The 16,354-nt window shown below is 55.2% G+C and carries 16 protein-coding genes; 7 read left to right on the forward strand and 9 right to left on the reverse strand.

The features are described from left to right. Window positions 1–95 precede the first annotated feature (95 nt). Both crcB (AC13CN_RS10830) and crcB (AC13CN_RS10835) read left to right on the forward strand, forming a co-directional pair. The gene (gene crcB / locus AC13CN_RS10830; RefSeq protein ID WP_062374016.1) at window positions 96–473 is read left to right on the forward strand and encodes a fluoride efflux transporter CrcB; all 378 of its coding nucleotides are present in this window, start codon (window positions 96–98) and stop codon (window positions 471–473) included. Between the two features lie 13 nt (window positions 474–486). After that, window positions 487–882, forward strand: a complete 396-nt coding sequence (gene crcB, locus AC13CN_RS10835) for a fluoride efflux transporter CrcB (RefSeq protein ID WP_228168302.1) — start codon at window positions 487–489, stop codon at window positions 880–882. Between the two features lie 93 nt (window positions 883–975). Here crcB (AC13CN_RS10835) and cfa read toward each other — a convergent pair whose 3' ends face one another. The 3 genes from cfa to AC13CN_RS10850 form a co-directional block, all read right to left on the reverse strand. Further along, window positions 976–2,130: a cyclopropane fatty acyl phospholipid synthase gene (gene cfa, locus AC13CN_RS10840; protein ID WP_054641161.1), complete on the reverse strand. Its 1,155-nt coding sequence runs from the start codon at window positions 2,128–2,130 to the stop codon at window positions 976–978. A gap of 157 nt (window positions 2,131–2,287) precedes the next feature. Beyond that, window positions 2,288–3,145, reverse strand: coding sequence for a universal stress protein (locus AC13CN_RS10845; protein WP_058577479.1), 858 nt, complete (start codon window positions 3,143–3,145; stop codon window positions 2,288–2,290). 19 nt (window positions 3,146–3,164) lie between these two features. Beyond that, window positions 3,165–4,655, reverse strand: a complete 1,491-nt coding sequence (locus AC13CN_RS10850; protein WP_228219442.1) for a SulP family inorganic anion transporter — start codon at window positions 4,653–4,655, stop codon at window positions 3,165–3,167. Window positions 4,656–5,156: 501 nt separating this feature from the next. Between AC13CN_RS10850 and AC13CN_RS10855 the strand changes: the two genes are divergently transcribed. Next, on the forward strand, window positions 5,157–6,170 hold the full coding sequence (locus AC13CN_RS10855; RefSeq protein WP_074210197.1) for an isocitrate dehydrogenase: 1,014 nt from the start codon (window positions 5,157–5,159) through the stop codon (window positions 6,168–6,170). Window positions 6,171–6,172: 2 nt separating this feature from the next. Here AC13CN_RS10855 and AC13CN_RS10860 read toward each other — a convergent pair whose 3' ends face one another. Further along, window positions 6,173–6,949 (reverse strand): ZIP family metal transporter, encoded by a 777-nt coding sequence (locus AC13CN_RS10860; RefSeq protein WP_074210196.1) that lies wholly within the window; start codon window positions 6,947–6,949, stop codon window positions 6,173–6,175. A gap of 56 nt (window positions 6,950–7,005) precedes the next feature. On the opposite strand from AC13CN_RS10860, the gene AC13CN_RS10865 reads away from it, so the two are divergent. Next, a complete protein-coding gene (locus tag AC13CN_RS10865; RefSeq protein WP_082051476.1) occupies window positions 7,006–7,275 on the forward strand; it encodes a sigma factor in 270 nt (89 codons plus the stop codon). A gap of 60 nt (window positions 7,276–7,335) precedes the next feature. Here AC13CN_RS10865 and AC13CN_RS10870 read toward each other — a convergent pair whose 3' ends face one another. Then, window positions 7,336–7,986, reverse strand: coding sequence for a peroxiredoxin (locus AC13CN_RS10870; protein WP_044630270.1), 651 nt, complete (start codon window positions 7,984–7,986; stop codon window positions 7,336–7,338). A 105-nt stretch (window positions 7,987–8,091) separates the two neighbouring features. Continuing rightward, a complete protein-coding gene (locus tag AC13CN_RS10875; RefSeq protein WP_228219441.1) occupies window positions 8,092–9,129 on the reverse strand; it encodes a CNNM domain-containing protein in 1,038 nt (345 codons plus the stop codon). Window positions 9,130–9,299: 170 nt separating this feature from the next. On the opposite strand from AC13CN_RS10875, the gene AC13CN_RS10880 reads away from it, so the two are divergent. The 3 genes from AC13CN_RS10880 to AC13CN_RS10890 are packed head-to-tail and all read left to right on the forward strand — an operon-like array spanning window position 9,300 to window position 14,343. After that, entirely contained in the window at window positions 9,300–12,776 is a 3,477-nt protein-coding gene (locus tag AC13CN_RS10880) for a class I SAM-dependent DNA methyltransferase (RefSeq protein WP_228219440.1), read from the forward strand. After that, window positions 12,776–13,525, forward strand: coding sequence for a HipA family kinase (locus AC13CN_RS10885; RefSeq protein ID WP_058577478.1), 750 nt, complete (start codon window positions 12,776–12,778; stop codon window positions 13,523–13,525). Before AC13CN_RS10880 ends, AC13CN_RS10885 begins: the two co-directional genes overlap by 1 nt. Then, window positions 13,522–14,343 (forward strand): DUF3037 domain-containing protein, encoded by an 822-nt coding sequence (locus AC13CN_RS10890; RefSeq protein WP_054641159.1) that lies wholly within the window; start codon window positions 13,522–13,524, stop codon window positions 14,341–14,343. Before AC13CN_RS10885 ends, AC13CN_RS10890 begins: the two co-directional genes overlap by 4 nt. Before the next feature lie 92 nt (window positions 14,344–14,435). Here the strand turns inward: AC13CN_RS10890 and AC13CN_RS10895 are convergent, their stop codons facing one another. The 3 genes from AC13CN_RS10895 to AC13CN_RS10905 all read right to left on the reverse strand — a co-directional run bounded on the left by AC13CN_RS10895 (window position 14,436) and on the right by AC13CN_RS10905 (window position 16,045). Beyond that, window positions 14,436–14,903 (reverse strand): S-ribosylhomocysteine lyase, encoded by a 468-nt coding sequence (locus AC13CN_RS10895; RefSeq protein WP_054641158.1) that lies wholly within the window; start codon window positions 14,901–14,903, stop codon window positions 14,436–14,438. 53 nt (window positions 14,904–14,956) lie between these two features. Then, complete coding sequence (locus tag AC13CN_RS10900) at window positions 14,957–15,304, reverse strand: putative quinol monooxygenase (protein WP_044630276.1); 348 nt, start codon at window positions 15,302–15,304, stop codon at window positions 14,957–14,959. A 63-nt stretch (window positions 15,305–15,367) separates the two neighbouring features. Next, complete coding sequence (locus AC13CN_RS10905) at window positions 15,368–16,045, reverse strand: haloacid dehalogenase type II (RefSeq protein ID WP_228219439.1); 678 nt, start codon at window positions 16,043–16,045, stop codon at window positions 15,368–15,370. Window positions 16,046–16,354 lie beyond the last annotated feature (309 nt).

Genomic DNA, 16,354 nt, shown 5'->3' on the forward strand with positions numbered 1-16,354 from the left:
CGTCAGCGGCACGTTTTTAGGCGCTCCGCCCTTGATGGATACAGATGCTACAATTAGCCGCCTATCAATAGATTCATCATAGGGCGAGGAGCAGCATGGGACATGGCATCACCAGCGTATTACTCGTGGCACTGGGCGGCGCACTGGGGGGTATCGGGCGCTTTGCCATTTCCAACGCGATGGCTCATGCGCTGGGTAAAGCCTTCCCCTGGGGAACACTCTGCGTCAATGCTAGCGGAACGCTATTAGCAGGTTGGCTACTAGGCGTTTACGGCGTGGCTAATACGCAGTCGCTTTGGCTATTTGCGGTAGCGGGCCTGTTAGGCGGCTATACCACGGTGTCGTCGTTTAGCTTGCAGACCCTTGAGCTGTGGCAGCGCGGCCAGGCAATTCGCGCCGCGCTCAATATGGTCGCTACGTTACTATTAGGCATCGCCATGACAGCGCTAGGCTGGTGGTTGGCCCAGGGTTAGCAAGGAGTCCTTGATGAGTATCAACGCCTATCTAGCCGTCGGCCTTGGCAGCGCTATAGGAAGCGTTCTTCGCTATAGCGTTTCGCTGGCTTCTATGGCCGTGCTGGGTAGCCACTTCCCCTGGGGAACACTATTGGTAAACATACTGGGTTCTTGCCTCATCGGCTGGTTAGCCGCGACAGCGTCTCGCGCGCCACATGGCAAACTGGCGCGCTGGCAGCCGCTGTTAGTGGCAGGGTTTTGCGGCGGCTTCACTACCTTTTCGCTCTTCAGCCTGGAAACGCTGCACTTGGCACAGCAGGGCAGTCTAGAGCTCGCACTGCTTTACGGCATAGGCAGCCTGCCCCTCTGTGTATTCTCCGCCTGGATGGGCGAGCGTTTGGCCTTTTCACACCCACCAGCGGCCTAACCTTTTGATACGCGGGTCGCTCGAACAGCAGCAGCCCTAGGTTTATCTCTCCTTGATCCTCTGGCTGCCACAAACTGCTGCCGGGGCGAGTGGTTAGCTAACACGGGAGTATCCACCAAGTATCCCTTGCTTGCTCATCACTAGTTGCCAGAGCTGAATTTGCCGGGCGCGAAAAGCCCCTGCACACACCAGCAGGTAATAGCGCCACATGCGGTAAAAGCGCTCGCCATACTGCTCTTTAAATCGCGGCCAGTGGGTTTCGAAGTTATGGTGCCAAGCCATTAAGGTGCGATCATAGTCAGCCCCGAAGTTATGTAGATCTTCAATAACAAACAGTGCTTCGGCGGCGTCTGTGATTTGCCCTAAGGTAGGCAGCTCACCATTGGGGAAAATATACTTATCAATCCAAGGGTCGGTCACGGTATTGCTTAAGTTTTTACCAATGGTATGCAGCAAAAATAGTCCATCATCTTTTAAGCAGCGGTGAACAACACTCATATACTCGCGATAATTTTTATGACCTACGTGCTCAAACATACCGATACTCACTACGCGGTCAAACGTCTCGCTTTCATCACGATAATCCTGCAGGCGAAACTCTACCGGTAAGCCTTTTCTTAGCAGCCGCTGCCCAAATTCAGCCTGCTCCTTAGAAATGGTCAGGCCCACACACTCCACCCCATAATGCTCGGCAGCGTAGCCCATAAAACTGCCCCAGCCGCAGCCGATATCCAGAACACGCATCCCTGGTTTTAGCTGGAGCTTACGACAAATAAGATCAAGCTTGGCTTCCTGGGCTTCATCCAGCGTTTGGGCATGTTTCCAGTAGCCACAGGTGTAGGTCATCCGCTGGTCGAGCATCGCGGCATAAAAGTCGTTGCCGAGATTGTAGTGCTTCTCCCCTACTTCCCACGCCCGCTTCGCTGTTTGGCGGTTGAGCAGGCGTGAACGTAGCGAGTGGTAAATCAGCTGGGTGGGCTTAATGCGTTGGCCAAGCTGGGCACGCATGATGCGGTAAAACAGCTCATCTAGCCGTATGGCATCCCACTCCCCTCGCATGTAGCTTTCGCCAAGTCCCAGATTACCTCGCGAAAGAGCACTATCGATAACGCCGGGTGCGTACAGCTGTATATCCCAAGGGCGGCTCCCATCCAGTTGAATGTCAGCCTCGCGCAATAGCTCGGCAATAAAACGGTGAGAGGGTGAGGTTGCATCAAAGCCAATAGGCGATTTTTCCAACGTTGGCACGGCAGGCTCCTCGCTATTCCAGAGAGTGGATAGGTAACAACCTGCCTAACAGCATAGTATCGAATAGCACAGTATTGCACTGCAGCATCAACAACCTCCCACAAAAAAGCCGGGCTGCTCTTACGAGCAGCCCGGCTTAAGCGATGTTGATAAGCGGTTAACGCAGTATTAACACAGGTATCCGGCTGCTTCGCAGCATGGCCGTGGTGGTACTGCCTACTAGCAAATGACGAATGCGCGAGTGCCCGTAGGCTCCCATCACCAGTAGATCAATACCGCTTTCCTGCTCGTAAGCTTGCAAAGCGTCATCCACTTCACCCGCGCGAATCGCGCCTTCTGCATGATGCCCTGCTTCACGCAAAGTGTTTAGCGCCCACGCCAGCTCACTGCGGTGCTCGGCTGTTTCTGCTCCTACAATCAGTACATGGCAGGTTGCCCCCGCAAATAGCGGCGAGCGGGCCAGCATCTCCACCCCTTTGCGGGCGGTTTGGCTGCCATCAAAGGCAATCAGCACCTTTTCCGGCCGCTGAAAGGCTTTCGGCACCATCAAAATCGGGCGGTGCATTTCCCGCACCACCCGCTCTAGGTTAGCGCCCAGGTGCCCACTTGCCTGGTGGGCGGTTTCGCCGCGCTTGCCTACCACTAGCAGGCGCACGTCTTTTTCCAGCTCTACCAGTGTTTCCACTAGCGTGCCGTTTAACTGGCGGGTCGTGGGGCTACTTACCCCATCTTCCACCGCCCTGGCCTTGGCCGCTTCGAGCATCAGCTTGCCTTGCTCACGATTTACCCTGGCACGCTGCTCATCAAGCGCTGAGAGTTCTTCCATCAGCTTTTCGCGGGCACCGAAGCGCAGGCTGCCGGATAAGTTTTGCTCTTCGGGTGCCCAAGAGTGATTATCTACAACGTGCACAAAGCTTAGCGGTGCACCCAGGGCCAGGCTTGCCCAGGCGGCATAGTCGCAAACGCCTTCGGCAAATTGGGAGCCGTCAATGGCGGCGAGTACGTGTTCAGTCATGCTGTTCTCCTTGCCTGGTTTAGTGGCCGCCCATCAGTTTTTCAACGGCTTCCGGGTCGTTGTGAACGGCGTAGCGGTCCACCACGGTGGCGCTTGCTTCGTTTAGGCCTACCAGTTCAACCTCGGTGCCTTCACGGCGGAATTTAATCACCACGCGGTCAAGCGCCTGAACGGCGGTCACATCCCAGAAGTGCGCCTTCGAGAGATTAATGGTCACCTTATCGATGCTCTCTTTGAAATCGAACGCGGCCATAAAGCGCTCGGACGAGGCAAAAAACACCTGCCCAACCACTTGGTATTCGCGCTCTTTACCGGACTCTACTTCTTGAGAGCCCACGTACATGATGTTGCCGACCTTGTTGGCGAAGAACAACGCCGCCAATAGCACGCCCACAAAAACACCGATGGCTAGGTTATGGGTGCCTACCGTGACCGCCACGGTCGCCAGCATGACAATATTGGTGCTCATTGGGTGCTTTTTCAGGTCGCGGATGGACTCCCAGCTAAAGGTACCAATCGAGACCATAATCATCACCGCGACCAGCGCCGCCATGGGGATTTGCGACACCCAATCCGCCAAGAACACCACCATCAGCAGCAACACTACGCCTGCAATCAATGAAGATAAACGCGTCCGGCCACCCGATTTAATGTTGATCACCGACTGGCCAATCATCGCGCAACCGGCCATACCGCCCATTAAACCAGCGCCAATATTGGCCACCCCTTGGCCTTTACACTCGCGGTTTTTATCGCTGGGCGTGTCGGTGAGGTCATCCACAATCGTGGCGGTCATCATCGACTCAAGCAGACCTACAACGGTAAGCATGATGGCGGTAGGGAAGATAATCATCAGCGTTTCAAGATTTAACGGCACGTTCGGCCATAGGAAAACCGGCAGCGTATCCGGCAGCTCACCCATATCGCCGACGCTGCGAATATCCATACCGCTCACCATATACACTGCGGTCAGCACCACGATGCACACCAGGGGGGAAGGAATCGACTTGCCAATCACCGGCAAATAAGGGAACAAGTAGATAATCCCCAGGCCGGCCAGCGTCATGGCATACACGTGCCACGTCACGTTGGTAAGCTCCGGCAGTTGCGCCATGAAAATCAGGATCGCCAGCGCATTTACAAACCCGGTGACCACCGAGCGGGAGACAAAGCGCATCAGCTCCGCCAGGCGCAGGTAGCCCGCGATAATTTGCAGCACGCCGGTCAGCAACGTGGCGGCCAGCAGATACTCCAAGCCATGCTCACGCACTAGCGTTACCATCAAAAGCGCCATGGCACCGGTGGCCGCAGAGATCATACCGGGGCGGCCACCGGTAAAGGCGATAATCACCGCGATACAGAACGAGGCGTAAAGCCCCACTTTCGGGTCCACGCCCGCGATAATTGAAAAGGCGATCGCTTCAGGAATTAGCGCCAGCGCGACGACAATACCTGAGAGCGTGTCGCCCTTAATGTTAGAGAACCACTCATGCTTACTGAAAAGTGCCATTCAGGGAGTCCATGGTTAGAGGTTTAAAGACATTGCGCGCCGCAGCCGCACACAAAGGCAGCACAAGAGCGCACGTTAGTAATAGATTGTCGGATGAGTGCTACCAATCGAAGACGCAAACGCGCCGATAGCCAAATAGCGGCAACGGGGTGCCATAGCACCGATATAACGCGAAGAGCGTTATGGCGCTAATTAAGGAGGGAGAACCTAGGGTGGAGTCATCAGCCCTGGTGTCGGCAGAGCAACGGCTGCCATTGCATTGATCATTACAGATAAACCTTGCTGTTTTAACATCGTTATTCAGGCGAGATGGCGGCAGCTAAGTGCGTTCCAGTCGCCTTGAGCGCGGCATTCTACCAGCAAACAGGCCAATTCGCACCCGCCACCCTAGACGTTTAGACGATGACCTGATCCCTAAGCTTGGCTTACCATGGCACTCAAACGGCGGCCCCACCGCCCTTTCCTCGCCACTTTCTACCCTACCAACGAGAGGACCCGCTCATGAGCCAGACAGTCGCAGTGATTAAAGGCGATGGCATCGGCCCCGAAATCATGGATGCCACCCTGCAAGTGCTAGACGCCCTTGAGTGCGGGCTGAACTACGAGTTTATCGACGCGGGCCTGGTAGCGCTTGAAAAGCACGGCACGCTGATTCCTCAAGCCTCGTTGGATGCCATTGAAAAGCACGGCATTGCCCTGAAAGGCCCACTCACTACGCCGATTGGTAAGGGCTTTTCATCGATTAACGTGCAGCTACGCCGCCACTTTGACCTCTATGCCAACGTGCGCCCCGCCATCAGCTTTCCGGGCACCCGCTCCCGCTACGATGATATCGACATGATCACCGTGCGGGAAAACACCGAAGGGGCTTACCTCTCCGATGGCCAAGAGATGCTCGACGACGGCAATACCGGCATCTCGGTGATCAAAGTGACCCGCAAAGGCTCCGAGCGCATCGTGCGTTACGCCTTTGAGCTAGCCAAACAGAATGGTCGCAAGAAGGTCACCGCCGTTCACAAAGCCAACATCATCAAGACCAGCTCCGGCCTGTTTTTAGACGTTGCCCGTGAAGTGGCCAGCGAGTATCCCGAGATCGAATTCCAAGAGATGATCGTGGATAACGCCTGTATGCAGCTGGTTATGAACCCTCACCAATTCGATGTGGTCGTCACCACCAACCTGTTCGGCGATATCCTCTCCGACCTGTGCGCTGGACTCGTGGGCGGTTTGGGCTTAGCCCCAGGGGCGAACATCGGTGAAAAAGCGGCCATTTTTGAAGCGGTACACGGCTCGGCGCCGGACATTGCAGGCAAGAAAATTGCCAATCCCTGCGCCCTGCTGCTTGCCGCCGCCCAGATGCTCGACCACCTCGGCATGACCGCCAAGGGGGATGCCATTCGTCAGGGGATTCGCGCCGTGCTAGAGAATCGCCGCGATATGGTCACGCCCGATATGGGCGGCACCGGCACCACCGATACCTTTGCCCAGGCGCTGGTGGAGCACCTAAAAGGCTGAGCCTAGCCCAGCCATACATCGAGAAACAGCATGATCACCAAGCCCATCGCCAGGCCAAACGTCGCTTTCTTCTGGTGGCCACAGCGATGGGTTTCGGGAATGATTTCGTGGCTAATCACGTAGAGCATGGCACCCGCAGCAAACGCCAGGCCCCAGGGCAACAGCACTTGAGAAACGGTGACGACGCTGGCGCCAAACAGCCCGCCAATCGGCTCAATGAGCCCGGTCAGCGCCGCAATCGACCAGGAGCGCCACTTGGAGTAGCCTTCCCCCATCAGCGCCACGGCTACCGCTAACCCTTCCGGCATGTTCTGCAAGCCAATGCCAATTGCCAGCGGCATCCCGCCTTCTAATCCATTGGCACCAAAGCCAACGCCGACCGCCAAGCCTTCCGGCAGGTTGTGAATTGCAATAGCAAACACAAACAGCCATACCCGGCGCAGCGATGCGGCTTCAGGCCCTTCCCTTCCTTGCTGAAAGTGCTCGTGGGGTAAGCGCTCGTTGAGCAGTGCAATCGCCGCCATACCCAACAAAATAGCGGTGCACACCAGTGCCGCCGGAATTGGCCCGCCCGAATAGTAGATCTCTGCGGCATCTAGCGCCGGAATAATTAGTGAGAAAAACGAAGCCGCCAGCATCACCCCGGCCGCAAAGCCCAGCGCTAAATCACGAAACCCCCGACTTGGCGTTTTGCCCAGCAGCACGGGCAACGCCCCCACGGCGGTCAATAGCCCAGCCACCAAACTGCCTAAAAATCCTAATAACAGCGTATTTTCCATGAATATCGTAAACTCGATGTGCGATGAGAAGGAACCAGCAACGACAAGGGGACACTGTGACCATCACCGCTTCACTGGCCGCCACGCATTTCAGCTACATGCGCCCTCGCCTACTTGCCTTTGCGCGCTTACAGCTAAGGGACTCAGCCGCCGCCGAAGATGCCGTTCAAGAAACTTTACTGACCGCCTTTGAAAAAAGCACGACGTTTGAAGGCCGCTCAGAGTTTGAAACCTGGGTATTTGGCATCTTGAAATTCAAGATTCTAGATCAGTTACGCCACCAGAAAAAACAGGGGCGCTGGCAGCCACTAGAAGAACCCGCCTAGCATAAAAAAAGCCCCGACAGTGGCACTGGCGGGGCTTCCAATCGACTGCTTGTCGCGCGATTAACGCAGCTTGGTCTTGCGTAGGTAAGGCAGCACGGTGTCAAACTCACCAAATTTCTGCTTGGCGTCCTCGTCTGAGACGCTGGGCGGGATGATGACATCCTGGCCGACTGTCCAATCCGCCGGGGTGGCAATCCCATGCTTTGCCGTGGTTTGCAGCGCATCCAGCGCACGCAAAATTTCGGCAAAGTTACGGCCTACGGTCATCGGGTAGGTCATGGAGAGCTTTAGCTGCTTATCCGGGCCGATGATGAAGACCGAACGCACGGTGGCGCTGTCCGCTGGCGTGCGGCCATCGGGCAGGTAGGCATCTTCCGGCAGCATATCGAACAGCTTGGAGACTTTGAGGTCTTCATCAGCAATGAGGGGGAAACCCACGCTACTGCCGCTCGCGGTTTCGATATCGCCTGCCCAGCGATTGTGGTCTTCCACGCCGTCAACAGAAACACCAATTACCTTAGTGCCGCGCTTTTCCCATTCGGCACTCAGTTTCGCTACTGCGCCCAACTCAGTGGTGCACACCGGTGTGAAGTCTTTGGGGTGCGAGAAGAGAATCGCCCAGCTATCGCCGATCCAATCGTGAAAACGAATCGGCCCTTGGCTGGTTTCTGCTTCAAAGTCAGGTACGACTGCATTGATACGTAATGACATCGTTGCTCCTCGTTAAAGTGAAGTGGCTCTCATACCTTATATGACTTTCAACGCCTTCACTATAGAAGAACGTTTAGCGCTAAGACAATGAGGTTATGGCAGCGTTCACTCTGCTGGTTTCACATTCTTATCTTCGCGTTTAATACGTTTGACCCAACGCTGTTTCGCATAGTGGCGCAGGTTCGCCACGCTGTCAGTTTCATCGACGATATCTTGGCCGAGAATGGTCTCAATAATATCTTCCAGCGTGATCAACCCTACAAAAGTGCCGTGCTCATCGTAAACCACCCGCATGTGCAGGTGATCTTTCAACATGGAGGTAAATACCTGCTCCACATTATTGGAGACGTCGACGCTACCAATGGGGTGCATCAGCTCACGCATCGTTTTGGTATCGTCGGCATGGTACATATCCGCCTTGTGTACGTAGCCAAATGCCTGTTCGCCGTTATCCATCACCGGGAAGCGAGTAAACGGCGCTTTACCGTACTGCTCGTCAAATTCGCTAACGGACATGTTTGGTGGCACGGTCTCACACACGGTGCGAGGCGTCATGGCCTTACTCACCGCAATTTCGTGCAGGTTGAGCATGTTGATGATGGTGCGCGACTCATCAGCGTCCAACACTTGCTGTTCCAGGCCAACCCGCGCCAGCACTTTGATCTCATCGCGCAGATCCACGTCATGCTCTGACTTACCTAAGCGGCGGGTAATCTGCTCCGACATCCAAATAAACGGCAGCAGACCCATAATCATCGGGTTGAGCAGCTTCGGCAACAGCGGCGCCAGGCCACGCCAGTAGGTAGCACCGATCGTCTTGGGGATGATCTCTGAAAGAATCAGAATCAGCATGGTCATCACGGCAGAGACAATCGCAATAGATGACTCACCAAACACAACCGCTGCCTGAGCACCCACCGCCGTTGCCCCGACCGTATGAGCAATCGTATTGAGCGTCAGAATCGCGGCAAGCGGCCGATCGATATTGGTTTTCAGCTTGGTCAGCGCGGTGTGAAGTTTGGGATTGTCTTCTTTTTGCTTGGCAATATAGCTCGGCGTAATCGACAGCAGCGCTGCCTCAAGAATAGAACACAGAAAGGAGAACGCGATTGAAAAGGTGGCAATCGTGATGAGGAGGAACATGGAAGCTCTAGGTAGTGGGTGAAATAGCGTTATAGGGGCACTGACCGCCAGAAGCAAGTGGCGGTTCAACAAAAGGGCTTTTTCACTTAGATACCCATGCTAACATCTAACCTCTCTTAATCTAGTTAAATAACCTTGTTAAATACTGCTGCCTGAAAGGATGCTTGCTGATGTTTGACGCGCCCGCTGCTGTTGCTACGCCTGAAGCCGTTGATACCTTTATTGCCCGCTGGAAGGGCACTACCGGCACCGAAAAGGCCAACTATCAGCTATTCCTTTCAGAGCTATGCGCACTGCTTGCGCTACCCACGCCCGACCCCGCCAGCAAAGACAACAGTGAAAACGCCTACACCTTTGAGCGCCGGGTAGATATTCAAAACCCCGACGGCAGCGAGAACCGCGGTTTTATCGACCTCTACAAGCGCGGCGCCTTTGTACTGGAAGCCAAGCAAACCGGCAAAGGGCTAGAAACCAAAGGTTGGGATAAAGCCATGCAGGCGGCCTATAACCAAGCCGACCAGTACGTGCGCGCCCTGCCCGCCAACGAAGGCCGCCCGCCGTTTATTGTGGTAACGGATGTGGGCCGCACCCTGGCACTGTATTCGGAATTTTCGCGCTCTGGCGGCACCTATGTGCCCTTCCCCGACCCGCGCAACTACCGCATCAAGCTGGAAGACCTGCGCCAACCTGAGGTTCAACAACGCCTAAAAGCCTTGTGGGAAGCGCCCGACACCCTAGACCCGAGCCAATACGCTGCCCGCGTGACCCGTGAAGTCAGCGCAACGCTAGCCCAGCTTGCCAAAGCGCTGGAAGCCGATGGTTACGAAGTGGACCGCGTGGCGCACTTTTTGAAGCGCTGCCTGTTCACCATGTTCAGTGAAGACGTAGAGCTACTGCCTAAAAACAGCTTTACCGACTTCCTCACCCGCATGAAAGAGACCCCCGAGCACTTTGCCGACGCCATTGGCTCGTTATGGGAAAGCATGAACAGCGGCGGTTTTAGCGGCGTGCTCACGGCCAAGGTAATGCGCTTTAACGGCGGCCTGTTCAAAGGCATCGACCCCATCCCGCTCACCCCCGAACAAATTCAGTTATTGATTGATGCCGCCAAAGCCGACTGGCGCTTTGTGGAACCGGCCATTTTCGGCACGCTGCTGGAGCGCGCCCTAGACCCCCGCGAACGCCACAAACTAGGTGCCCACTACACGCCCCGCGCTTACGTCGAGCGGCTGGTGATGCCCACGCTGATTGAACCGCTACGCCGGGAGTGGGCCACCGCCCAGGTGGTCGCGGAAACCCACAACCAGAAAGGCAAAACCGATAAAGCGCTAGAGAGCCTGCGCGCCTTTCACCACAAGCTCTGCCAAGTACGCGTGCTGGACCCCGCCTGCGGCAGCGCCAACTTCCTGTATGTCGCGCTTGAGCACATGAAGCGCCTGGAAGGTGAGGTGTTAAACCTGATTGCCGACCTCAGCGGCGGGCAAGACTCCTTGGAAGCCGAAGGCTTTACCGTCTCGCCCCAGCAGTTCCTCGGCATGGAAATTAACCCCCGCGCCGCCGTCATTGCCGAAATTGTGCTGTGGATTGGTTACCTTCAGTGGCACTACCGCATTAACGGCAAGCTCGACCTGCCCGAGCCGATACTCAAAGACTTCCACAACATCGAAAACCGCGATGCGCTGATAGAATTTGAACGCCGCGAACCGCTGCTGGATGACAATGGCCAGGAAGTCACCATCTGGGACGGCATCAGCATGAAGAAAAGCCCCGCCACCGGCGAGCTGATCCCCGATGAAGCCGCCCGCACCCCCGTGTACCGCTACCACAACCCCAGGCGTGCCGAGTGGCCAGAAGCGGATTACATTGTCGGCAACCCGCCGTTTATTGGGGCCTCTACCATGCGCCGCGCCCTCGGCGATGGCTATGTAGACGCCGTGCGTCAGGTATTTAAAGGCACGGTGCCGGAATCTGCCGATTTTGTGATGTACTGGTGGCACATTGCCGCCGAGGCGGTGCGCAACGGCCACGCTCAACAGTTTGGCTTTATTACCACCAACAGCCTGCGCCAAACCTTCAACCGCCGCGTACTGGAACCACATTTAAACGATGCTAAAAAGCCACTTTCGCTCACCTTCGCGATTCCCGACCACCCCTGGGTCGATGGCAACGACGGTGCCGCCGTGCGTATCGCCATGACCGTAGGCCGCGCAGGCGAAGCGCCGGGGCTGCTACAGCAAGTGACTAATGAAAACAGCGATGAAAGCCGCGAAGCCCGCAATGTGGCACTAAGCCGCCGCGAGGGTAAGGTGTTTGCCGATTTGAGTATTGGGGCGGATGTGGCAGGGGCGCAATTTCTGAAAGCCAACCAAGAAATTAGCTCACCCGGTGTGAAATTACATGGGGCTGGCTTTATTGTAACTCCAGAAGAAGCCAACCAGCTTGGCCTGGATAACAACCCAACTCTTAAGCAGGTAATCCGCAATTACCGCAACGGTCGAGACCTCACCCAAACTCCACGTGGCGTCAAAGTAATAGACCTTTTCGGTCTAACCGCCGACGAGGTAAAGCGGCAGTTCCCGTCTGTTTATCAATGGATATTCGAACGCGTTAAGCCTGAGCGAGACCAGAACAAGCGTGCCACTTATCGTAATAATTGGTGGATTTTCGGTGAAGCGAGAAAAGATTGGCGTCGTTATGCTAATGGCCTTCCCCGCTACATCGCCACGGTAGAAACGGCGAAACATCGTCTTTTTACCTTCTTAGATGCTGATATTCTTCCAGATAATATGCTGGTAAATATCGCTATTGATAATCCTACGTGTCTAGGAGTCTTATCGAGCCGTATGCACTTTCGGTGGGCCAATGCCAATGGTGGCTCACTTGGGATGTACGTAGGCGATGTTCGTTATAACAAAACCCGCTGTTTCGAGACCTTCCCTTTCCCAGAACTGACCGACGAGCAGGCGGCGAAGATCGGCCAACTGGCCGAGCAGATCGACGCTCACCGCAAGCGTCAGCAGGCCGAGCACCCCACACTCACGCTTACCGGTATGTACAACGTGATGGAGAAGCTGCGCGCAGGCGAAGAACTCAACGCCAAAGAGCAAACCATCAACCAACAAGGCTTGGTCAGCACCCTGCTTGCCGACCACGACGCCTTAGACCGCGCGGTATTTAACGCCTACGGCTGGGATGACTTGGCAAAAGCACTTGTGGGCTTGCCCGGTGCCACCACGCCCCTGCCGGGTAAACCCGCCGCCCAGGCAGAAGCCGAAGAAGAGTTACTAATGCGCCTAGTGGCGCTCAACAAACAGCGCGCCGCAGAAGAAGCGCAAGGCAAGGTGCGCTGGCTACGCCCGGATTACCAAGCTCCAGAAGAAGCCGCCCCCACCCAAAAAGAGCTGCAAAGCACCACGGCTGAGGCCAGCGCCCCAGCCGCCGACAAAACAAAAGCCACCTGGCCCAAAGACCTCGCCACCCAGGTCACGCTGCTGCGGGACATGCTCGCCCAAAGCCCCCACAGCGCGGAAAGCCTAGCCGCCCAGTTCAAACGCAAACCGCTAAAAGGCGTCAACGAGGTACTCTCCGCGCTGGCCGCCCTCGGCCAAGCCCAGCAGGACGACGACCACTGGCGGCTGGTGAGGTGATGATGGAAAAGCCCCGCATCGTAGAAGCCAAGGAGATTCTGCGCCAATCAACTCAAGGCCGCACTCAGCCATTTATTGTGCGTGATGTTATGGATGAGCAGTACGTGGTCAAAGGTATCCATGGCGTTGGCCAACCGTCATTGGTCGCTGAACTCATTTGCGCTGAATTGGCACGGCGGTGTGAATTACCTATCGCTGAGTACGCTTTGATGCGATTTCCAGCAGGCATGCTAGATTTTTCCATGGAGCCTCGCGCCTCCGATCTGAAAGGCGGGCTAGCATTCGCTTCTAAGGTCGCTGCGCATAGCCAGGATCTGCTTTTTTCACAAATCTCAGAAGTCGATGAAGTGATTCAGCAGCGGCTTTTGCTATTCGATATGTGGGTTAACAATGAGGATCGTCGCCTGAGCGCTCAAGGAGGCAACGTCAACCTGCTATGGAGCTCAGTGAACGGTTTGGTAGTGATTGATCATAATCTAGCTTTCGACCCTATCAACGGTAACGGCGATTTTGAAAATCATGTATTTAGCCATCAACGTGCATGTTTTGCGGACCTGGAAGTACGCGCACGCCACGAGGCGGTGCTTGACGCGGCCCTGAACGATTGGGATATGATCATCGATTCGATTCCTCTGGAGTGGCTCTATCACGATATAGACGATGACACCTCAGAGATACACCCCTCACTGGCAGAGCGCTTCAATCTATTAGCACGGTTACGCGATCCTTCCTTCTGGAGCCTGATATGAGCGCCATTATTTGTAATTATGCAGTACTGCGCTTTCAGCCCTACCTAGATACGGGTGAGTTCGCGAACCTGGGAATCATCATGCTCTGCAATAACGGCGTGTTCCTTCAACGCGTTGAAACCGTTGCTCGCAAACGCATCACACAATTTTTCGATAAACTGCCAGCAAAAGTGTTTACTCAGGCACGCCAACATTTCGTCACAGAGCTCAAGAGGACGGTTGATCTAGCCAACCAGCACCAAGGCCAACCTGAGGTGCAGCTGCGCATTTTCAAAGATTTAATAGAGCCTCGTGAAGCCATGTTTCGCTTTAGCAGGCCAGGCACGCTCGCCGCCAAAGACCCACAAGCAGCGCTGGATGAGCTATTCAACCGCTATGTTCATCATGATTTTAAGCACGTAGCATCACCAGAAGAACAGCTCACCAAAGATGTCACGCAATGGCTAAAATCGCTGAACCGTCGTTACACAGAGCAAACGCTGGGAAACGATATCGTGCGCGTAAAGTTGCCGTTCGTCTGGCAGGAAGGCGCACACATACGACAGGCCATCAAACCCATCAGTTTTGATTTGGATGACGCCAGCAAAATTATTGAGAAGGGTGATAAGTGGCTAGCGCATTTACGCCGCCTTAAAATTTCTGGCCATAACCCTGACGATATGGTGTTTATTAGTCAGGCACCGAAGGTACAAAAAGGCCCTAAATTGCAAGCATACCGAGAGATTTGCCAAGAAATAGAGGGTGAGTACTCAGCACGTGTGCTACCAGAGCAACTTGGACAACACAGCATTCTCAAGGCAGTTTCAGCACCTTTTTAGTCAACACAGCGTTAGGTGCCTTCAGTTTTTCAAGCTCACACTAAAACGCCCCAGACGGGGGCGTTTTGCGTTCTGAATCGACTCAAGGCTGTTTAAGCAAACACTTCCGTCCACTCACTGCGCTTGGCTAACAGGCCTTTGGCGAGTTCCTGAGCGCCTTCCAGGCTGTGGCTGGCGGCCCAGCCGCACTGCATTTCGTTGCAAGCGGGCACTTCGGTGGCGGTTAGTACGTCGTTGAGGGTTTTCTCGATGATCGACAGCACATCGTCGTAATCATCGTGGTTGATCAACGCGATATAGAAGCCGGTCTGGCAGCCCATCGGGCTGATATCGACCACTTTATCGGTATGGTTGCGCGACATTTCCGCCATTAAGTGCTCCAGGGAGTGCAGCGCGGGCATCTCCATGTGCTCTTTGTTGGGCTGGCAGATCCGCAGGTCATACTTGTGGATACGGTCGCCGTTCTGGCCCTCTTTAATATCGGCCAAACGTACGTAGGGCGCTTTCACCTTGGTGTGATCCAGGTTAAAGCTTTCAACGTTCATCTTCTTTTCGGTCATGGTGGCTCCGTCGTCGCTCTCTTTCGTTCGCCTATTCTACACGCTGAAGGCGGTTACACCTTGGGAGCGTCGAAATTCCACGGTTCATCGGTGTAAACGCATACATTGGCGTCTTCAATGTCGCCATCGGGCGACTCAACGTGCTTGGCGAAGAAGTCTTGAATCTCTTTACGCTGGCAGTGGGCTTCAAACTCTTCGCGACTGGCCCAAATTTCATGGAACACAATCGGGTAGCTAGTGCCTTGGGCAAACGGGTTATCGATCTGGCGAGTCACCGTGTAGTGTAAGCAGGCATCTTCGCGGTGCGTATTGGGTTCTAACGTCTGTAGCGCTTTAAATACGGCTTCCTCTTTACCAGCCTTGGGTTTGAAGCTAGCGATGCAGTAGATTTTTTTCGACATATTGTGTTCCATGTAAGGAGGGTTCTGCCCACCATTATGGGGCCGATAGCGGTAGATACCAACCTATCGCATCATCCGTTCCGCCAGCGTTTCTAATTCAGGTACCGTCATATCCGGCTCAATGCCCCAGGGGTCGAAGGGAGCGTCCGAATGGCGGCGTACCCAGGCGCTACGCAGGCCCGCGTGGGCCGCACCAATCACATCAAAGGGGTTGCTAGAGATCAGCCAGGTGTTTTCCGGGCGCGTTTCTAGCCACGTGCGTAGGTAGGCATAAACGGCGGGGTCGGGCTTGAAGCGCTTTACCTCATCGACACTGATCACGACATCCATATGACTCCTCACACCTGCGCGAGTCAGCAGTTGGCTAACAGCTTCTTCCGTGCCGTTGGAAAAGGCCACGCAGCGGATGCCCGCATCGCGCAGTTGGTCCAGCGCAGGCACCACATCTGGGAACGCAGGCAGCTCCGCATAAACGGCCATTAAGTGGTCGTGGTCATTATCGGAAAGGCCGGTTTGTAGCGCTCGATCGGTGAATACCAGCGCTTCACGCGTGCACTCGGTAAAGGACACATAAGCCCCCATCAGGCCATGGCGGAAGCTGTACTCCAGCTGCTTTTCCCGCCAGCGTTTGGCAAACTCGCCTGCCTTGGTGACATCGCTTAGGCGGCGTTCCAGTTCAACGGTTACCCCCTGGGTATCAATTAGCGTGCCGTATACATCAAAGGCTAGTACCGGTTGCATTGTGTACGTCTCCTTAACGATCCATTGTCTATTCACTGTATTCAGCATAGACACCGCGATCAAAAACAGCCGTGAACAAAATCGAGTAGGAAGGGGAGTCACCTCCCCCGTCCTCTCACACCACCGGGCATACGGTTCCGTACCACGGCGGTTCACGAACAACGTTTGAGCCATCTTACCGTATCCAGTATCGATATCAGGCCCTGATCATAAAACCACTTTCTAGGTAGGGCCTGATTCATGTGCGAGGCTCCGGCGTTCCACCAGGGCCCTCGCCCATTACCCGCCGATTTCCAAGCACGGTACGCG

The sequence above is a fragment of the Vreelandella sp. L-25 genome (genome assembly GCF_056857535.1).

Excerpts from the sequence above, each read along its gene's own strand:
- crcB (WP_062374016.1), top strand. The coding sequence starts at position 96 with ATGGGACATGGCATCACCAGCGTATTACTCGTGGCACTGGGCGGCGCA.
- crcB (WP_228168302.1), top strand. The coding sequence starts at position 487 with ATGAGTATCAACGCCTATCTAGCCGTCGGCCTTGGCAGCGCTATAGGA.
- AC13CN_RS10845 (WP_058577479.1), bottom strand. The coding sequence starts at position 3,145 with ATGACTGAACACGTACTCGCCGCCATTGACGGCTCCCAATTTGCCGAA.
- AC13CN_RS10850 (WP_228219442.1), bottom strand. The coding sequence starts at position 4,655 with ATGGCACTTTTCAGTAAGCATGAGTGGTTCTCTAACATTAAGGGCGAC.
- AC13CN_RS10855 (WP_074210197.1), top strand. The coding sequence starts at position 5,157 with ATGAGCCAGACAGTCGCAGTGATTAAAGGCGATGGCATCGGCCCCGAA.
- AC13CN_RS10860 (WP_074210196.1), bottom strand. The coding sequence starts at position 6,949 with ATGGAAAATACGCTGTTATTAGGATTTTTAGGCAGTTTGGTGGCTGGG.
- AC13CN_RS10870 (WP_044630270.1), bottom strand. The coding sequence starts at position 7,986 with ATGTCATTACGTATCAATGCAGTCGTACCTGACTTTGAAGCAGAAACC.
- AC13CN_RS10875 (WP_228219441.1), bottom strand. The coding sequence starts at position 9,129 with ATGTTCCTCCTCATCACGATTGCCACCTTTTCAATCGCGTTCTCCTTT.
- AC13CN_RS10880 (WP_228219440.1), top strand. The coding sequence starts at position 9,300 with ATGTTTGACGCGCCCGCTGCTGTTGCTACGCCTGAAGCCGTTGATACC.
- AC13CN_RS10885 (WP_058577478.1), top strand. The coding sequence starts at position 12,776 with ATGATGGAAAAGCCCCGCATCGTAGAAGCCAAGGAGATTCTGCGCCAA.
- AC13CN_RS10890 (WP_054641159.1), top strand. The coding sequence starts at position 13,522 with ATGAGCGCCATTATTTGTAATTATGCAGTACTGCGCTTTCAGCCCTAC.
- AC13CN_RS10895 (WP_054641158.1), bottom strand. The coding sequence starts at position 14,903 with ATGACCGAAAAGAAGATGAACGTTGAAAGCTTTAACCTGGATCACACC.
- AC13CN_RS10900 (WP_044630276.1), bottom strand. The coding sequence starts at position 15,304 with ATGTCGAAAAAAATCTACTGCATCGCTAGCTTCAAACCCAAGGCTGGT.
- AC13CN_RS10905 (WP_228219439.1), bottom strand. The coding sequence starts at position 16,045 with ATGCAACCGGTACTAGCCTTTGATGTATACGGCACGCTAATTGATACC.